The organism is Rhodococcus sp. MEB064 (assembly GCF_000834565.1).
Lineage (GTDB): Bacteria > Actinomycetota > Actinomycetes > Mycobacteriales > Mycobacteriaceae > Rhodococcoides.
Genome location: NZ_JXQS01000027.1, coordinates 37,394 through 55,605 on the forward strand (window position 1 = coordinate 37,394; position 18,212 = coordinate 55,605).

The following is an 18,212-nucleotide window of genomic DNA, read 5'->3' on the forward strand; positions in this document are numbered from 1 at the left end:
TGGCCTGGTGACGTCAACAGCGCTGCTCACCGATCAGTACGAGCTGACCATGTTGTCCGCCGCCCTTCGGGACGGTTCCGCGCACCGGTCGTGCACCTTCGAGGTGTTCGCACGCCGGTTGCCCGGTGGACGGCGGTACGGCGTGGTGGCGGGTACCGGCCGCTTCCTCGACGCTCTCCGGGACTTCCGTTTCGGCGAGGCGGAGCTCGACTCGTTGGCGTTCCTCGACCCCGACACGCTGGCGTGGCTGCGTGACTACCGGTTCGGCGGCGACATCGACGGCTACCGGGAGGGCGAACTGTTCTTCCCCGGCTCCCCCATCCTCTCGGTCCGCGGCACCTTCGCCGAGTGCGTGATCCTCGAGACCCTGGCGCTGTCGATCTACAACCACGACAGTGCGATCGCGGCCGCCGCGGCCCGCATGGTCAGCGCGTCCGACGGCCGACCGTTGATCGAGATGGGCTCACGACGCGCCCACGAGGAAGCCGCGGTGGCCTCCTCCCGCGCCGCATACATCTGCGGTTTCTCCGCGACGTCGAACCTCGAAGCGGTACGCCGGCACGGCATTCCCGGCGCCGGAACCAGCGCCCACGCCTTCACGCTCCTGCACACCGACGCGAACGGCCCCGACGAGGCCGCGGCATTCCGATCCCAGATCGCCGCGCTCGGCGTCGGCACGACCCTCCTCGTGGACACCTACGACATCACCGCGGGCGTCGCGACGGCCGTCGAGGTGGCCGGACCGGAACTGGGCGGAGTGCGCATCGACTCCGGCGATCTCGGCGTCCTGGCCCGCCAGGTCCGTCGCCAACTGGACGACCTGGGTGCGACCGGCACCCGCATCGTCGTCTCCGGTGATCTGGACGAGTACGCCATCGCCTCGCTGCGTGCGGAACCTGTCGACACCTACGGCGTCGGCACCTCGCTGGTCACCGGATCGGGCGCACCCACGGCAGGCATGGTCTACAAACTCGTCGAGGTCGACGGCATCCCGGTGGCGAAGCGCAGCTCCCACAAGGAATCGCGGGGTGGCCGCAAGCGCGCGGTGCGGCTGGCGCGGCGGACCGGAACCGTCGTAGAGGAACTGGTGCTGCACGCCGACGCGGCGACACCGGCCTCCGATCCGTACACGGTGCGCGAGTTGTCCGTACCGCTGGTGCGCGCGGGCGAGGTGGTCGAGTGCAGCACCGTCGAAGACGCCAGAACCCTGGTCGCCGACGGACTCCGGTCGCTGCCCTGGGAAGGCCTCGGCTTGTCCCAGGGTGATCCGGCCGTTCCGACGGTATTCTCCTGACCGTGGGTACAGCACTCGTGGTGGTCGACGTCCAGAACGATTTCTGCGAGGGCGGGTCACTGGCCGTCGACGGCGGTGCGCGCGTCGCCGCGGCGATCACCACTCTGATCGCCGGGTCCACCTACGACGCCGTCGTCGCCACCCGCGATCACCACATCGATCCCGGCGCACACTTCTCCGACACCCCCGACTACGTCGACAGTTGGCCGCCGCACTGCGTCGTCGGCACGCCGGGGTGCGACTTCCATCCCGATCTCGACCTGTCCTCCATCGAGACGGTGTTCTCCAAGGGCGAGTACGACGCTGCCTACTCCGGCTTCGAGGGCGCTGCGGACGACGGTGCGCGACTCGCAGACTGGCTGCGTGCCCGCGACATCGACGCGGTGCACGTCGTCGGCCTGGCCACCGATCACTGTGTACGGGCCACGGCGCGCGACGCCGCGAAGGAAGGCTTCGACACCACCGTGCTGGTCGACTACTGCGCTGCCGTGTCCCCGACCACCGTGCCGTCCGTGCTCGACGACCTCGCTCGCGACGGTGTCCGCGCCAGCAGATGAGGTGAGCAAGCGCGACGGTGGCGAGCGGTAGCCTTCCACGGTGCCGCCGAAGTCCCCGAAATCCCCGAAGTCTGATCTGCCCACCGTTCCCAGTCTGCTGAGCACCGCGGTCACCGCTCTCGGCGGCACCGAGCGGACGGCGCAGCTCACCATGGCATCGGCGGTGGCGCACAGCATCGACACCGGCGAGCATCTCGCCGTCCAGGCGGGCACCGGCACCGGCAAGTCCCTGGCCTATCTGGTCCCGTCGCTCCGGCACGCGGTGACCTCCGGCAAGACCGTCGTGGTCTCGACGGCCACGATCGCGCTCCAGCGTCAGCTGGTGGACCGCGACCTTCCTCGCCTGTCGAAGGCCCTCACCACCGCGCTCTCTCACGAGCCGAAGTTCGCGATCCTCAAAGGGCGCGGCAACTATCTGTGCCTGAACAAGCTGCACGGCGCCCCGTCCGAAGCGCCGGAGGACGAGCTGTTCGACGCGTTCGCCGTCTCGCGACTCGGCCGCGAGGTCAAGCGCATCACCGAGTGGTCCTCGGACACCGAGACCGGTGACCGGGACGAGTTGAACCCCGGCGTGTCCGATCAGGCCTGGCGGCAGATGAGCGTGACCTCACGCGAATGCCTGGGCAAGTCGCGCTGCCCGTACGGCGAGGACTGCTTCGCCGAGATCGCGCGCCTCGACGCCGGCCGAGCCGACGTCGTCGTCACCAACCACGCGATGCTCGCCATCGACGCGATCACCGGTATCGCCGTCCTGCCGGAACACGACGTGGTGGTCGTGGACGAGGCCCACGAACTGGTGGATCGCGTGACCTCCGCCGCCACCGCCGAGATGTCCGCCACCGCGGTGGGCGCGGCCATGCGTCGATGCGGGAAGCTCGTCGAGGACGAGATCCTGGACCGCCTCGCCGGCGCCGCCGAGGGGTTCGCCGCACTGCTCGACGAGCTCGACGGCGGACGCTGGGAAGAGTTGCCGCACGGCGGTTCCCAGACCATCGCGAGCATCCGCGATGCGGCGTGGGCCGTCCGTACCGCGATCGGCCCGGCGAAGCAGGGCGCCGCCGCGGCCGATCCCGACGCCGCCGCCGCACGGACGGCCGCGCTGGCGGCCATCGACGACGTGCACGACACCGCGGTGCGCATCCTCGAGACGTTCGAGGAGTCGGACCCGGCCAAGCGCCGCGACGTGGTCTGGCTGTCGGTCGACGAGTTCCGCGGCGTCGTCAAGCGGGTGGTGCGGGTGGCGCCGCTGTCGGTGGGCGGTCTGCTCCGGACTCGCCTGTTCGCGGAGTCGACCGTGGTCCTCACGTCCGCGACGCTCACCGTCGGCGGCTCGTTCGACGGGCTCGCCGTCAACTGGGGACTCCCGGCGGCCAACCCCACACGTGTCGACGCCGCCCTCGCCACCGGGTCCGAGGCGCCGTCCGACGCGGACACGTTCCGCTGGAACTCCCTCGACGTGGGTTCGCCCTTCGACCACGGCAAGGCGGGAATCCTCTACATCGCGAAGCACCTGACCGCCCCCGGTCGTGACGGCACGTCGCCGAGCCAGTTGGACGAGATTGCCGGGCTGGTCTCCGCGGCGGGCGGTCGGACGCTGGGACTGTTCTCCTCGATGCGCGCCGCCAAGGCCGCGGCCGCGGAGATGCGGGAACGGCTCGACACCCCGGTGCTGTGTCAGGGCGACGACGCCACCGGCGCGCTGGTCGAGAGGTTCGCGAAGGACGAGGCGACATCGCTGTTCGGCACCCTGTCGTTGTGGCAGGGCGTCGACGTTCCGGGCCGCTCGCTGACACTGGTGATCGTCGACCGCATCCCGTTCCCCCGGCCCGACGATCCGCTGCTGGTCGCACGCCAGCGCGCGGTCGAGTCGCGGGGCGGCAACGGCTTCCTGGCCGTCGCCGCCAACCACGCTGCTCTGTTGCTCGCCCAGGGGGTGGGCCGACTTCTGCGCAGCGTCGACGACAAGGGTGTCGTCGCGGTCCTCGACTCCCGCCTCGCTACAGCGCGCTACGGCGGCTACCTGCGGGCGTCGCTGCCGCCGTTCTGGGAGACCACCGACCCGGAGATCGTCCGCAAGGCGCTCACCCGGCTCACCGCCGACCCGGCCTGAGTCAGCCCACCGGTCCCGCGACGCGTCCCAACTCGGCATCTCCCGCGAGCAGCGCGTGGTGGGGCAGCACCCGCACGGTGTAGCCCACCGACCCGGACAGCGGAAGCGTCGTCGTCACGGTGAACCGTTCTCCGCCCGACGCTCCTCCTTCGTGCGTCATCGGAACGCTGACCACGTCGCGGAGTTGCTCGTCCTGATCGACGTGGCCGAACACTGCCTGCACGGACACATCCGAGGAACTGAGCCCACCGAGAGCGACCGTGGCCGACAGGGTCAGCGACGATCCGAGTACCGGCGTGTCGGGCAACCCGTCGGCGTCCACGTCGGTCACCGTGATGTCCGACCAGGCGGAGTCGACGCGTCGGCGGTATTCGGCCAGTGCCTTCGCTCCGGCGTAGTCGTCGGTGATCACGGCGGCTCCCGCCCGGGCGGCCGGACCGTAGTACTGCGCCGTGTAGTCGCGAACCATCCTGGACGCCAACACCTTCGGACCCAGCGTTGTCAGGGTGTGCCGCACCATCTCGACCCAGCGAGCCGGCAGGCCGTCGGCGCCGCGGTCGTAGAACTTCGGCAGCACCGACTTCTCGAGCAGTTCGTACAGCGCCGCCGCTTCGAGATCGTCACGCCTGTTCTCGTCCACGATGCCGTCGGCGGTGGGGATGGCCCAGCCGTTCTCGCCGTCGTACATCTCGTCCCACCACCCGTCGCGGATGGACAAATTGAGTCCACCGTTGAGCGCGGACTTCATGCCGGATGTGCCGCAGGCCTCGAGAGGACGGAGCGGGTTGTTGAGCCAGACGTCGCAGCCCCAGTAGAGGTAGCGGGCCATCGACATGTCGTAGTCCGGGAGGAACACGATGCGGTGCCGCACGTCGTGCTGGTCGGCGAAACGCACGATCTGCTGGATCAGCGCTTTGCCGCCGTCGTCGGCCGGGTGGGACTTGCCGGCGACGACCAACTGCACGGGACGGTCGGGGTCGAGCAGCATCGCGCGCAGACGTTCGGGTTGACGCAGCATCAAGGTCAGCCGCTTGTACGTCGGCACGCGGCGGGCGAAGCCCACGGTGAGCACGTTCGGGTCGAACACGTCGTCCGTCCACGCCAGTTCGGCGTCCGTCGATCCGCGTTCGAGGCTCGAATTGCGCACGCGCCGACGCACTTCCGTCACCAGCTCGGCGCGCAGAGCCGAGCGCGTCTCCCACAGTTCGGTGGCGGGAACGTCGGCGAGCTGCTCCCACCCGCGCGCTTCCTCCATGCTGTCGGATCCGACGGTCCGCTTCGCGAGGTCGAGCCAGCGCGGCGACGCCCATGTCGGCGCGTGGACACCGTTGGTGACCGAGCCGATGGGGACGTCGGACGAGTCGAAGCCCGGCCACAGCTCGTCGAACATGCCTCGACTGACGATGCCGTGCAGCTTGGACACACCGTTGGCGCGCTGCGCCGATCGCAGACCCATGTGCGCCATGTTGAACACGGTCGGGTCGCTCTCACGGCCCAGCTCGAGGATGCGTTCCATCTCGATACCCGGCAGAAGCGAGGAGTCGGCGGTGCCGTCCCCGAAGTACAGCCGGACCAGATCCGCCGGGAACCGGTCGATGCCGGCGGGAACGGGCGTGTGGGTGGTGAAGACCGTGGAGGCTCGCACCGCCGCCAGCGCGGCGTCGAAGTCGAGGCCGTCGACGTGCAGCTCGCGGATGCGTTCGAGACCCAGGAAACCGGCGTGACCTTCGTTCATGTGGAAGACGCTCGGCGCCGGAAGCGAGTGGTACTCGGTGTAGGCGCGCACGGCCCGGACTCCGCCGACACCTGCGAGAATTTCCTGCTTGACGCGGTGATCCTGGTCGCCGCCGTACAAGCGGTCCGTCACGCCGCGCAGTTCCGGGTCGTTGTCGGCGATGTCCGAGTCGAGCAGCAGCAGCGGAACACGGCCGATCTGCGCAATCCAGATGCGCGCGCGCAACACACGACCGCCGGGCATGGCTACGTGGACCAGGACGGCGGCATCGGACTCGTCGGTGAGCAACCGCAGCGGGAGCCCCTGAGGGTCGAGCGACGGGTACCGCTCGGCCTGCCAACCGTCCGCGGTCAGCGACTGGCGGAAATAGCCGGACCGGTAGAGCAGGCCGACGCCGATGAGCGGCAAGCCCAGGTCGGACGCGGCCTTGAGGTGGTCGCCGGCCAGGATTCCCAGGCCGCCCGAGTAGTTGGGCAGCACCTCCGAGACACCGAACTCCATCGAGAAGTAGGCGATCCCGACGGGGAGGTCCTCGCCCGCGTCGACCTGCTTCTGGAACCACCGCGGCTGCGCGAGGTAGAGGTGCAGGTCGTCGACCAGGTCGTCGACCCGCCGGACGAACTCGTCGTCCTCGGCCAGTGCCTGCAGACGCGAGGCCTGCACCTCACCGAGCATGCGGACGGGGTCGCGGTCACCGCTGACCCACAGCTCGGGATCGATGCTCTCGAAGAGCTCCAGCGTCGGCGGGTGCCACGACCATCGCAGGTTGACGGACAATTCGGCCAGCCCGGACAGACGAGGCGGGAGTTGTGCGCGGACGGTGAACCTGCGGAGGGCTTTCACGATTCCGAAGACTACTGCCGGGAGAGCTCGCGCACGCCGGAAAAGCGTTTGCAGAACTGCCGTGCGGGTACATCACGCACGAGAGATCCGAGGATGCTCCGTGCCCTCACGTCGGGTCGCGGTCGTGCTCTCGGTCGGTTCCGAGAAAGACCGAGCCGGTTCGTCTACGGTTGAACTTCAGGCTCAGCCCGACACCATAGAACTGGCGACAACCAGCAGAAAAGGGGCTTCGGTGACAGGCCGTATCGGCATCGACGACGTACTACCCAACACATCGTCCGGTAAATATCCCGCCAAGGCCGTTGTGGGAGAAACTTTCCCGATCACCGCCGCGGTGTGGCGGGAGGGACACGACGCCGTCAACGCGACGTTGGCGGTCCGCGGGCCCGGCCAGGGTAAATCGGTTCACATCCCGATGACTCCCGGTGAACAGCCCGACATCTTCCACGGAGTCTTCACTCCGGACACCGAAGGTTTCTGGATCGCACGCGTCGAGGGGTGGGGCGATCCCATCGCCACCTGGATGCACGCGGTCGAGGCCAAGCTCGGCGTCGGCCAGGGGCCGGCGGAACTGGCCAACGATCTCGAGACCGGGGCACGCCTGTTCGAGCGCGCGACCAAGAACGTGGACCGGGCCGACAAGCCCCTCCTCGAGAACGTCGTCGCGGCGCTCCGTAGTGACGCGCCGCTGCCGTCGCGGGTGTCCCCGGCGTTCACCACCGAGGTGCGCGAGCTTCTGCACGCGAAGCCTCTGCGCGAGCTGGTGACGCGCGGCGAGGCCATCAACGTGTGGGTCGACCGGCGCGCGGCGCTGGTCGGCTCCTGGTACGAACTGTTCCCCCGCTCGACCGGCGGGTGGAACGACGACGGCACTCCGCGACACGGCACGTTCGAGACCACGATCGGCGCACTCCCCCGCGTCGCGGCGATGGGCTTCGACGTCGTGTACTTCCCGCCGATCCATCCGATCGGCAGAGTGAACCGCAAGGGCCGCAACAACACTCTGACCCCCGGCCCGACCGACGTGGGCTCGCCGTGGGCCATCGGCGCCTCCGAGGGCGGGCACGACGCGGTGCACCCGGAGCTCGGCACGGTCAAGGAGTTCCGCGCTCTGGTGACGGCCGCACGCAAGCTCGGCCTCGAGGTCGCGCTCGACCTGGCGCTGCAGTGCGCACCGGACCATCCGTGGGCGAAGGCTCATCCGGACTGGTTCACCGTTCTCCCCGACGGCACCATCGCCTACGCCGAGAACCCGCCGAAGAAGTACCAGGACATTTACCCGGTCAACTTCGACAACGATCGCAAGGGCATCTACGCGGAGGTGCTGCGCGTCGTCAGATTCTGGATCAGCCAGGGAGTCAAGATCTTCCGGGTCGACAACCCGCACACCAAGCCGCCGGACTTCTGGGAGTGGTTGATCGCCGAGGTGAAGAAGACCGACCCCGAGGTCCTCTTCCTCGCCGAGGCGTTCACGCGTCCCGCTCGCCTGTACGGGCTCGCCCGACGCGGATTCACGCAGTCCTACACGTACTTCACGTGGCGTGTGGCCAAGTGGGAACTGACCGAGTTCGGTCAGGAGATCGCCGCGAAGGCCGATCTCGGGCGTCCGAACCTCTTCGTCAACACTCCGGACATCCTGCACGAGAGCCTGCAGACGGGTGGACCCGGAATGTTCGCGCTGCGGGCAGCCCTGGCCGCGACGCTGTCGCCGACGTGGGGTGTCTACTCGGGTTACGAACTCTACGAACATGTTCCGGTCCGCGAGGGCAGCGAGGAGTATCTCGACACCGAGAAGTTCGAGCTCCGTCCCCGCGATTTCGAGGGAGCCCGCGCACGCGGAGAATCTCTCGAGCCGTGGTTGACCACGTTGAACGCGATCCGCAAGGCGCACCCGGCCCTGCAGCAACTGCGCAACATCCATTTCCACAGCATCGACAACGATGCGCTGATCGCGTACTCGAAGTTCGATCCGGTCACCGGCGACGCCGTGCTGGTCGTGATCAACCTGAACCCGTTCGGCGCCGAGGAAGGCACCGTCTGGATCGACATGCCGGCAATCGGACGCGATTGGCAGGAGCACCTGACCGTCACCGACGAGGTCAGCGGCCAACAATTCCAGTGGGGTCAGGCGAACTACGTCAAGCTCGAGCCGTGGCGCTCGGTAGCGCACATCCTGGCGCTTCCGCCCGTCCCGTACTCACTCCGCACCGAACTCGCTTTCCGGAAGGAACAGTCATGACGGAACGCACCTCCCCCGGTTCGGGGTCCGACACGCTCGCCGCACCGAGCGGCAACGACCTGTCGCTGCTCGCACGCGGCCACCACCACGATCCGCACTCCGTGCTGGGTGCGCACCCGGTGCCGGGCGGGACCGCCATCCGCAGCCTGCGGCCCAACGCTCTCAGCGTCACCGCCCTCATCGGCGGGAAGGAATACGAGCTCTCCCACGTCGCCCACGGTGTGTTCTCCGCCGAGGTGCCGGTCGAGGATCTCGCGGACTACCGTCTGCGCGTGGAATACCCGGGTGGCCATACCGTCACCGTCGCTGACGGATACCGGTTCCTGCCCACGCTCGGGGAACTCGATCTGCATCTCTTCGGCGAAGGCCGTCACGAGCGGTTGTGGGACATCCTCGGCGCGCACACCCGCAGCTACACCACGCCGGACGGCACCGTCACCGGAACGTCGTTCGCCGTCTGGGCGCCCGGCGCCGTGGGCGTCACCGTCGTCGGCGAATTCGACGGCTGGGGCGGGCAGACCTGGCCCATGCGAGTTCTCGGCACCACCGGTGTGTGGGAGCTGTTCGTTCCCGACATCGGCGCGGGCACGCTGTACAAGTTCCGCGTGCACGGCAAGGACGGGTCCGTGAAGGACAAGGCCGACCCGATGGCATTCGCCACCGAGGTTCCGCCGTCCACCGCGTCGGTCGTCAACCACTCCACCTACGAGTGGAACGACGACGAGTGGATCACCGCGCGAGCCGAACTCGAACCTCACCGCGCCCCGATGAGCGTGTACGAGGTGCACCTCGCGTCGTGGCGTCCCGGCCTGAACTACCAGGAACTGGCGGAGCAACTCTCGGCTCACGTCCGCGAGACGGGCTTCACGCACGTCGAGCTCCTCCCGGTCGCCGAGCACCCGTTCGGCGGATCGTGGGGCTACCAGGTGACGTCGTACTACGCTCCGACGTCGCGGTTCGGTTCCCCCGACGACTTCCGTGCCTTCGTCGACCTGTTGCACCGCGACGGCATCGGCGTCATCGTCGACTGGGTTCCCGCGCACTTCCCGAAGGACGACTGGGCCCTCGCACGGTTCGACGGCTCTCCCCTCTACGAGCACGGCGACCCGCAGCGCGGCGAGCAGTTGGACTGGGGCACCTACGTCTTCGACTTCGGCCGCACCGAGGTGCGCAACTTCCTCGTCGCGAACGCCCTCTACTGGATCGACGAGTTCCACATCGACGGACTCCGTGTCGACGCGGTCGCCTCGATGCTCTACCTCGACTACTCGCGCCCCGAGGGCGGATGGTCGCCGAACATCTACGGCGGTCGCGAGAACCTCGAGGCCGTGGCGTTCCTGCAGGAGATGAATGCCACCGTCCACAAGCTCCACCGCGGTGTCGTCACCGTGGCGGAGGAGTCGACGTCGTGGCCCGGTGTCACCCGGCCCACCAGCGTCGGCGGACTCGGCTTCAGCATGAAGTGGAACATGGGCTGGATGCACGACACGCTCGGCTACGTCGGGCGCGACCCCATCCACCGCGCGTACCACCATCACGAGGTCACGTTCTCCCTGGTCTACGCATGGAGCGAGAACTTCGTCCTTCCCATCAGCCACGACGAGGTCGTCCACGGCAAGGGCACTCTGTGGTCCCGGATGCCGGGCGACGACTGGGCGAAGGCCGCAGGACTGCGCGGAATGCTCGCGTACATGTGGGCTCACCCGGGCAAGCAGTTGCTGTTCATGGGCCAGGAGTTCGGGCAGACGGCCGAGTGGTCGGACGAACGCGGGCTCGACTGGTGGGAAATCGGTGACGACGGCGTCGGCGCACTGCACCGCGGTGTGCAGCAGCTCGTCGGTGACCTCAACCGCACCTACGTCGCCGGGCCGGAGTTCTGGACGCAGGACGGCTCCCCCGACGGATTCTCGTGGATCGACGCGAACGACACGGCGAACAACGTGCTGAGCTTCCTGCGCTACGGCGACGACGGATCCGTCAGTGCGTGCCTGTTCAACTTCTCCGGCTCACCCAAGGGCGACTATCGTGTCGGATTACCCGAGCCGGGTCGCTGGGTCGAGATCCTGAACACCGACGCGGAGGTCTACGGCGGTTCGGGAGTCGGCAACCTCGGCGAGGTGACGGCAACGGAGCATTCATGGCACGGTCGACCGGCATCCGCCCGCGTCGCCCTGCCGCCTTACGGAGCGATCTGGCTCAGACTGGAGAGATGATGGTCGGGGCTCGCGTCGATATCGATGGATCGACTCGCCGCGGGCCTCTCCGCACCTTCGGTTCCGCGAGCCTCCTCGCGCTGGCCGCGGTCACGGTCCTGTCCTCGTGCGGGTCCGTGATCGACGGCACCGCCGTCTCCATCTACGACGACCCCTTCACCGTGGCGGGCCTGCCGGTCACGGACGGTCCCTCCGGTCCTCGTCCCGGTGTCGGTCACGCCCAACTCGACGTCGTCGGCTTCGCCGGAACCGAGACCGACCTTCTGGCCGCCGATGCAGTGGACGACATCCAGAAGTTCTGGCGCACGACCTATTCGACGCTGTTCCGCGGATCGTTCCAGCCCATCCGGTCACTGGTGTCGTGGGACTCGTCCGACGAACCCGGCGAGGGTCCGATCTTCTGCGACGAGACGACGGACGGGCTCGCCAACGCGGGGTACTGCTCCCTCGACGACAGCATCGGCTGGGACCGCGGCGTCCTGATGCCCGCGATGGTCGACGCCTTCGGCCCCATGTCGGTCGTCATGGTGTTGGCGCACGAGTACGGACACGCCGTGCAGACGCAATCCGGACTGATCGGCGACGACGATCCCACGATCGTCGCCGAGCAGCAGGCCGACTGCTTCGCCGGCGCCTTCATGAGGCACGTCGCCGAGGGCGACTCGACTCACTTCACGCTGAACACCTCGGACGGACTGAACGACGTCCTCGCCGCAACCGTCGCGGTGCGGGACGTGGATCCGAACGATCCGGATTCCGTGCACGGGTCCGCCTTCGAGCGCGTCACCGCCGCTCAGATCGGGTTCACCGACGGCGCCGAATCGTGCACGCGAATCGACGAGAAGGAGGTCGAATCGCGGCGCTCGACTCTGCCGCGACAGTTCGACAGCCCACTCGATACCGGTGAGCTCCCGGTGACGCGCGACACGCTCGAGCAGTTCGCGAAGACCTTCGAACAGGTCATGCCGACGGATTCACCTCCGACGGTGGACTACTCGGGTGCGGACACCGGATGTCCCGACGCGGACACCACCGAACCGGTGTCGTACTGCCCGTCCACGGACATAATCGGCATCTCCGTCAATGCCCTGGCAGATCGTGGACGTCCCACCGAGATGAGCGACGACGCTGTCGTGCCGGTGGACGTCACCGGCGATTACGGCGCCTACGTCCTCTTCGTCTCCCGCTACGTCCTCGCGGTCCAGAAGGACGCCGGCCATTCCCTGACCGATGCGCGCACCGCCCTGCGGTCGGCCTGCCTGTCCGGCGCCGTGACGGCAGCGCTGAGCCCGACGGATCCGACCGTCGCGGCCGGACTGGCGGTCACGCTCTCCCCCGGCGACTTGGACGAGGCGGTGTCCGGACTGCTGTCGGACGGACTCGCGGCGAGTGACGTCGACGGTCGCACGGTCCCCAGCGGCTTCTCGCGTGTCGACGCGTTCCGCTGGGGAGTCCTCGGCGGCAAGGACGCGTGCGACGGGCGCTACCGCTGACGAGAACCGGTCAGTAGAGAGCCGTCGCAAGCTTGCGTCGTGCAGCGACCACCAGCGGATCCGCCGGGTCGAACAGCTCGAACAATTCCAGAAGCCGGGCCCGTGCGCGGGCACGGTCGTCCTCGCGTGTACGGGCGACGAGGGCGATGACCCGAGCGAACGCGTCCTCGGTCCGCTGCTGGTACAGCAACGAATCGGCAGCCTGCAGACCCAGGTCGACGTCGTCGGGAGCCGCATCCGCTTTCTCCAGGACGCCCTCGGGCAGATCCTGGATGCGGGCGAGGAACCGAACCTGTCGGACACCGTTCAGCGCCTGCTTGTTGGCCGGCTCGGCATCGACGATGTCCTGGAACGCAGCCTCGGCCGCAACGAGATCCCCGTCGGCGAGAGCGTTCTCGGCCGCGTCGAAACGCGGGTCCTCGGGCTCGGGCGCGGGGCCGTCGGCTCCCGTCGGTCCGGTCAGTTTGCCCTCCACGGCGCGGGCGATGGCCGCGAGCCATTCCCGCAAACTCTCTTCCGGCTGCAGACCCTGGAGATCGGCGAGCGGCTGCCCGGCAGCCACGGCGACAAGGGTGGGGATTGCCTGGACCCCGAAAGCCTGCGCGATGCGCGGATTGACGTCGACGTCCACGTTCGCCAGCACCCACTCACCGTTGCCCTCGACAGCGAGGGCCTCGAGCGAGGTGGTGAGCTGGAGCGACTGCGGGGAGCGCGGCGAGAGCAGGTTGACGATCACCGGAACCTGGTTGGACCGCACGAGCACTTCGGCCTCGAAGTCCAGCTCGGTGACCGTGATGGACACTGCCAGACCGTTCTCGGCGGTCGGAGGCGGAGGGCCTGCGGCAGCCTGCGCCTTGGCCTTGAGCGCGGACAGGTCGACGGCTCCGGACATGGCGGCGGCCGCAGCGGCGGACGGGCGTACTGGGGGACGAGATCCGGGTCGAGTCACGCCGCTATTTTGTCACTTGTCGACGCGCTGTGGTGATGCGGGCACAGCGGTACGGACCAGCCGTCCGGTCCGCGACGCCCACACCTCGAAGATGATGGTCCCGAAGGGCGGGATGCTGGCGAGCAGGGCCACGACCGTCAGGCCCTTGCTCCAGCGCAGAGCCAGTGCCGTCAGGACGGTCACGACGAGGTACAGCACGAAGACGGCACCGTGCAGCATGCCGGGGATACGGACACCACTGTCGATGTTCGGGTCCGGCACGTACTTCACGGCCATCCCGATCAGCAGCGCGACCCAGGTGATCGCCTCGGCGATCGCCACGATCCGGAACCACCGGACGATCGGTGGAGCGACCGCCGGACCGGTCGCGGGGATGTCGGTGCTGGAAACACGGTTGTCGGCCATGCCCCTATTCTGCCGTAGGTCCTCACTGGGCTGTCACCAACGGAACCGGGCTTCGATTGTGACTCACACCACCGATACACCCGGCCCGAAAAGGTCTAACGTCAAAGCATGACGAGCACCCAGGAGACCACGGCCACGGCGGATGCGGTGTCGGCCGGTCTGGTCACCGCCATCGATCACGTCGGTATCGCGGTCCCGGATCTCGACGCAGCCATCGAGTTCTACCGTTCGCATTTCGGCATGACCGTGACCCACCGTGAGGTCAACGAGAGCCAGGGCGTCGTCGAGGCCATGATCTCCGTGCCGGGAGCCGACAGCGGCGCCGCTCAGATCCAGCTGCTCGCGCCCCTCGACGAGTCGTCGACCATCGCGAAGTTCCTCGACCGCAACGGTCCGGGACTCCAGCAGCTCGCCTTCCGGGTGAAGGACGTGGAGGAAGTCGCAACGTTCCTGCGCGACCGCGGCGCGCGGCTGCTGTACGACGCTCCCCGTCGAGGCACTGCCGACTCGCGCATCAACTTCGTCCATCCCAAGGATGCCGGCGGTGTGCTGGTGGAACTGGTCGAACCTGCCGCACACTGACCCGCGTATCTCGGACAGCTGGTCGACGACCCGACAGCAATAACGGGGCGCGTGACGGTAAGTTGTGCCCATGGCCCCAGAGAACGTCACCGGTAGCAGCTCCCTGCCTTTCAGCATCGCCCGCAAGGGATATGACAAAGACGAGGTCCAGCGGTATTTCGAGAGGTTCGACGCCGAACTCCGGGTGATCTCCACCGACAGGGATGCCGCAGCGGCTCAGGCCCGCGATCTCGCGGTCCAGCTCGAAGACGCTCGCGACGACATCGACGATCTCCGTAAGGACATCGACCGTCTGTCCGTTCCCCCCACCACCGCGGAGGGCATGAGCGATCGCATCTCCAGGATGCTGCGCCTCGCCTCCGACGAGGCCTCCGAGGTTCGCGCCAAGGCCGAGGCCGAAGCAGCCGAGACCGTGTCCATCGCCGAGCAGGACGCGGCGCGTATGCGCGGGGAGTACGAGGGCCTGGTCGCCGAGCTGAAGGACCGACGGTCCGCGCTCGAGACCGAGCAGGAACAGACGCTGGCCGAGGCTCGCACCACGGCCGCGCGCATCATCGAAGAAGCCCAGGCGGAGCGCGATCGCCTGGCCGCCGAGGCCGAGAAGAAGCGGGCCGCAGCGCAGGAAGACTTCGAGATCACCATGGTCGATCGCCGCACCAAGGTGATGAACGCCGTCAACGAGCTCGAGGCCGATTCCAAGGCGGAGGCCGAGCGCAGGCTTGCCGACGCCACCGCGGAGGCCAAGCGTCGACTGCAGGCCGCCACCGAGCAGTCCGAGCGTCGTATCGCACACGCGAAGGAACTGGCCGAGGAACTCCGGGTTCTGCGTGGCCGAGTCCTGGCGCAGTTGTTGGGGATCCGCGGGCAGCTGGATTCCGTGCCGGCCATGCTGGCGTCGGTCAACCGCGAGAGCGAACTGCTGGACGCGCCTCTCGCCCCGGACGACCTCGAGATCGACGAGACCCTGCTGGACGACGAGGACTCGGACACGTCCGTCGACGCCACGTAAGCAGGGCGGGGTCAGGACCAGCGGCGAGTGAGGCCTCTGGTCCTGCGGCCGGACCAGCAGCCCGTGTGCCAGTGTCGACGGTCGTCCGCTCCCCCGATGCGATCGGACGGCCACACCACGACGTGCGCGACACCGGGAAAGATCTCCTGGTCGCATCCGGGGCAACGGTAGTGCTTGGTGGCTCGCGCGCCGGGGACGGGACGGACTATGTACTCCTCGTCGCCGTCGAACGCGGGCCCGGCCTCCCTGCGGGCAGTCGAGTTCCCGAACGTCGGAGCAGGCCGGTCCGCCCGTCCCGAGCGGCCGGTTCGCTGATTGTTACGCCGCGGCACAGCCCCGATCGTAGGCGACCGTGTCAGAACAATCTGAAGTCGGACGACTCGATACCGCGTAGCGAATCGTAATCCAATGTGAGGCAACGGATCCCGCGGTCGTGCGCGAGCGTCTTCGCCTGCGGCTTGATCTGCTGGGCCGCGAACACGCCCCGTACCGGGGCGAGCAGCGGATCGCGGTTCAACAGTTCGAGATAGCGGGTCAGCTGCTCGACACCGTCGATGTCGCCTCGACGCTTGATCTCCACCGCGACCGTCGCACCGTCCTCCGCGCGACACAGCAGGTCCACGGGGCCGATCGCCGTCGGGTACTCCCGGCGCACCAGCGTGTATCCGTCTCCGAGGGTGTGCACGTGCTCGGCGAGCAACTCCTGAAGATGCGACTCGACGCCGTCCTTGGTCAAGCCGGGATCGATTCCGAGCTCGTGGCTGGTGTCGAGCTCGATGTCCTCGATGGTGATGCGCAGTTCTTCACCGGCCTTGTTGGTCACGACCCACAGCTGCCGATCCGCCGGAACGACGTCGCCGTCCGCGGGGAGCGCCTCGGCGGGGTTCTCGACCAACCAGCACGGCGGCGTCATCCAGTTCAGCGGCTTGTAGGCCCGATCGTCCGCGTGGACGCTCACCGATCCGTCGGACTTGACGAGTAGCAGACGCTTCGCCCACGGCAGATGGGCCGTCAAGCGGCCGACGTAATCGACCTGACACCGAGCAATGACCAGACGCACGGGCCAACCCTATCGACCGGGTTGGGCAGAGTCAGGCAGGGGTCGCGAGCTGCGTCTCCTCCGACCGCCCCCTCAGGGTCACGCTCTTGCCGAACGACCACTCCTCACTCGACTGGTCGTGTGCGTGCTCCACCGTGCGTGCCGACGCCACCAGACGTCCGTCCGCGGTCTTGGCGAGCTCGGACAGTCGTGCAGCCTCGTTCACCGGATCACCGATGACCGTGTACTCGAACCGCTGCTTCGCGCCGATGTTGCCCGCCACTGCACGGCCCGACGCGATACCGATGGCTGCTTGGCAATCCGGGACCTCGAGCTCGAGGCGCCGCATGATGGCGCGTGCCGCGTTCAGTGCCTCCCCGCAGTGATCGTCGAGATCACCGGGTGCACCGAAGATTGCCAGTGCCGCATCACCCTCGAACTTGTTGACGAACCCGTGGTGCTTGTCCACCTCGTCGACTACGACGTCGAAGAAGCGGTTCAGCAGGTCGACGACCTGAGCCGGCGGCTGCGACGACGCCAGCTCGGTGGATCCGATCAGATCGATGAAGAAGACGGCGATGTCCCGCTCCTCCCCGCCGAGCTCCGGATTGCTCTTGAGCGCCGCCTCCGCGACCTCCATGCCGACATGGCGGCCGAAGAGGTCCCGAATCTTGTCGCGTTCCGCGAGCCCCTCGGCCATCCGGTTGAAACCGCTCTGCAGTTCTCCGAGTTCCGTGCCGTCGTACACGGACACCCGAGCGTCGAGGTTGCCCCGTTCGACCTCGACCATCGCCGAGCGCACGTTGTCGATGGGCGCCGTCGTCGCCAGGCCGCCGAGCAGTGTCAGTGCGAAGCCGAACAGGAACGTGATCCCGCCGAGCGACAGGATCGCGACGGCGAACTGATCGGCCGTGGTGTCGTCACGGATGAAGGACGCGATCGCGATCACCATCAGACCAGCCACGGGGACACCGGTACCCAGAAGCCAGGACAGCAGCGATCGGCCCATGACGCCCGCGAGGCGGATGCGACGGAGATCGCCGGCCTCGAGCGCACGCGCCGCGGCAGGGCGTAGCGCGAACTCGGTGAGGAGGTAGCTGAACGCACACACGGTCGCACCACCGAACGCGATGGTGAAGGCGACCTTGGGAATGGAGTTCGGATCGATGATGCCGTCGGCCGTCGTCACGATCGCGAGCCCCGCGATCCACAAACCGATCTGCAACCGGGTGAGCCGCCACGGCATCGCCAGCGTGCGCTTCTGCTCCTTGCGCGTGGGAACACGATCCTCGATGGCCCAGCGAAGCCCGTTGACAGTGCGCTTGGTTCCCCAGACCACCCCGATGACGAACGCCACCACCAGGTAACACGGGATCAGAATGAAGTTGACCCACCAGTACTCGCGCGGTGTGACCACATCTGGTCCCGGCACGACCACGCTGATGAGAGCGCCGACGATGACGGCACCGATTGCGTTGGCGCCCAGCAGGAAGACAGTGAGCAAAACTTGCACCCGGATACGCCGGCGACGCGGGGATTCCTCGGTGTGCCCGAGCAGCGGGGAACCGAGGGGTGATATCGAGCGTCGTGGTTTCTGCGGCATTATGGGTAAGAGACTATCCCGGCGCGAACACGACGGAACTCTGCTTGATCGGACTGTGTCCGGACACCCGTACCCGTGAATGCAGAAAGCCCCCCGACCTGTGGTCGGGGGGCTTTCTGTGAAGGGTTGTTCGGCGGTGTC

Annotated in this window: 14 protein-coding genes; 8 read left to right on the forward strand and 6 right to left on the reverse strand. The window is 67.9% G+C overall.

The features are described from left to right. Positions 1-4 precede the first annotated feature (4 nt). From RU01_RS13875 to RU01_RS13885, 3 genes are read left to right on the forward strand one after another with little or no spacing between them, the layout of a single operon-like run. Positions 5-1,294 (forward strand): nicotinate phosphoribosyltransferase, encoded by a 1,290-nt coding sequence (locus RU01_RS13875; RefSeq protein ID WP_042575151.1) that lies wholly within the window; start codon positions 5-7, stop codon positions 1,292-1,294. Between the two features lie 2 nt (positions 1,295-1,296). Beyond that, positions 1,297-1,851 carry an isochorismatase family protein gene (locus RU01_RS13880; RefSeq protein ID WP_042575152.1) on the forward strand — a complete coding sequence of 185 codons (555 nt, stop codon included), beginning with the start codon at positions 1,297-1,299 and terminating at the stop codon, positions 1,849-1,851. A 40-nt stretch (positions 1,852-1,891) separates the two neighbouring features. After that, positions 1,892-3,961 (forward strand): ATP-dependent DNA helicase, encoded by a 2,070-nt coding sequence (locus RU01_RS13885; protein ID WP_042575153.1) that lies wholly within the window; start codon positions 1,892-1,894, stop codon positions 3,959-3,961. 1 nt (position 3,962) lies between these two features. Here RU01_RS13885 and glgP read toward each other — a convergent pair whose 3' ends face one another. After that, entirely contained in the window at positions 3,963-6,539 is a 2,577-nt protein-coding gene (gene glgP, locus RU01_RS13890) for an alpha-glucan family phosphorylase (protein WP_042575154.1), read from the reverse strand. A gap of 232 nt (positions 6,540-6,771) precedes the next feature. Here glgP and RU01_RS13895 point away from each other — a divergent pair, with 232 nt between their 5' ends. Genes RU01_RS13895 through RU01_RS13905 form a run of 3 tightly spaced genes read left to right on the forward strand, consistent with a single transcriptional unit; the run spans position 6,772 to position 12,484 of the window. Further along, complete coding sequence (locus RU01_RS13895) at positions 6,772-8,778, forward strand: maltotransferase domain-containing protein (protein ID WP_042575155.1); 2,007 nt, start codon at positions 6,772-6,774, stop codon at positions 8,776-8,778. Next, positions 8,775-10,991: a 1,4-alpha-glucan branching protein GlgB gene (gene glgB, locus RU01_RS13900; RefSeq protein WP_042575156.1), complete on the forward strand. Its 2,217-nt coding sequence runs from the start codon at positions 8,775-8,777 to the stop codon at positions 10,989-10,991. The genes RU01_RS13895 and glgB overlap by 4 nt, the downstream gene beginning before the upstream one ends. Beyond that, positions 10,988-12,484 (forward strand): metallopeptidase, encoded by a 1,497-nt coding sequence (locus RU01_RS13905; RefSeq protein WP_231568718.1) that lies wholly within the window; start codon positions 10,988-10,990, stop codon positions 12,482-12,484. Before glgB ends, RU01_RS13905 begins: the two co-directional genes overlap by 4 nt. 10 nt (positions 12,485-12,494) lie before the next feature. On the opposite strand, the gene RU01_RS13910 is transcribed toward RU01_RS13905, so the two are convergent. Together RU01_RS13910 and RU01_RS13915 are read right to left on the reverse strand one after the other, a co-directional pair. Beyond that, complete coding sequence (locus tag RU01_RS13910; protein WP_042575157.1) at positions 12,495-13,376, reverse strand: tetratricopeptide repeat protein; 882 nt, start codon at positions 13,374-13,376, stop codon at positions 12,495-12,497. Between the two features lie 69 nt (positions 13,377-13,445). Next, positions 13,446-13,838, reverse strand: coding sequence for a DUF3817 domain-containing protein (locus tag RU01_RS13915; RefSeq protein WP_082043113.1), 393 nt, complete (start codon positions 13,836-13,838; stop codon positions 13,446-13,448). Between the two features lie 108 nt (positions 13,839-13,946). Between RU01_RS13915 and mce the strand changes: the two genes are divergently transcribed. Together mce and RU01_RS13925 are read left to right on the forward strand one after the other, a co-directional pair. Further along, the gene (gene mce, locus RU01_RS13920; RefSeq protein WP_042575158.1) at positions 13,947-14,420 is read left to right on the forward strand and encodes a methylmalonyl-CoA epimerase; all 474 of its coding nucleotides are present in this window, start codon (positions 13,947-13,949) and stop codon (positions 14,418-14,420) included. Positions 14,421-14,490: 70 nt separating this feature from the next. Further along, positions 14,491-15,429, forward strand: coding sequence for a hypothetical protein (locus tag RU01_RS13925; RefSeq protein WP_042575159.1), 939 nt, complete (start codon positions 14,491-14,493; stop codon positions 15,427-15,429). Positions 15,430-15,440: 11 nt separating this feature from the next. Here the strand turns inward: RU01_RS13925 and RU01_RS13930 are convergent, their stop codons facing one another. Genes RU01_RS13930 through RU01_RS13940 form a run of 3 tightly spaced genes read right to left on the reverse strand, consistent with a single transcriptional unit; the run spans position 15,441 to position 18,071 of the window. Beyond that, positions 15,441-15,761: a hypothetical protein gene (locus RU01_RS13930; RefSeq protein WP_042575160.1), complete on the reverse strand. Its 321-nt coding sequence runs from the start codon at positions 15,759-15,761 to the stop codon at positions 15,441-15,443. Between the two features lie 23 nt (positions 15,762-15,784). After that, the gene (gene nucS, locus RU01_RS13935) at positions 15,785-16,489 is read right to left on the reverse strand and encodes an endonuclease NucS (RefSeq protein WP_042575161.1); all 705 of its coding nucleotides are present in this window, start codon (positions 16,487-16,489) and stop codon (positions 15,785-15,787) included. 31 nt (positions 16,490-16,520) lie between these two features. Next, positions 16,521-18,071 carry an adenylate/guanylate cyclase domain-containing protein gene (locus tag RU01_RS13940; protein WP_042575162.1) on the reverse strand — a complete coding sequence of 517 codons (1,551 nt, stop codon included), beginning with the start codon at positions 18,069-18,071 and terminating at the stop codon, positions 16,521-16,523. Between the last annotated feature and the right edge of the window lie 141 nt (positions 18,072-18,212).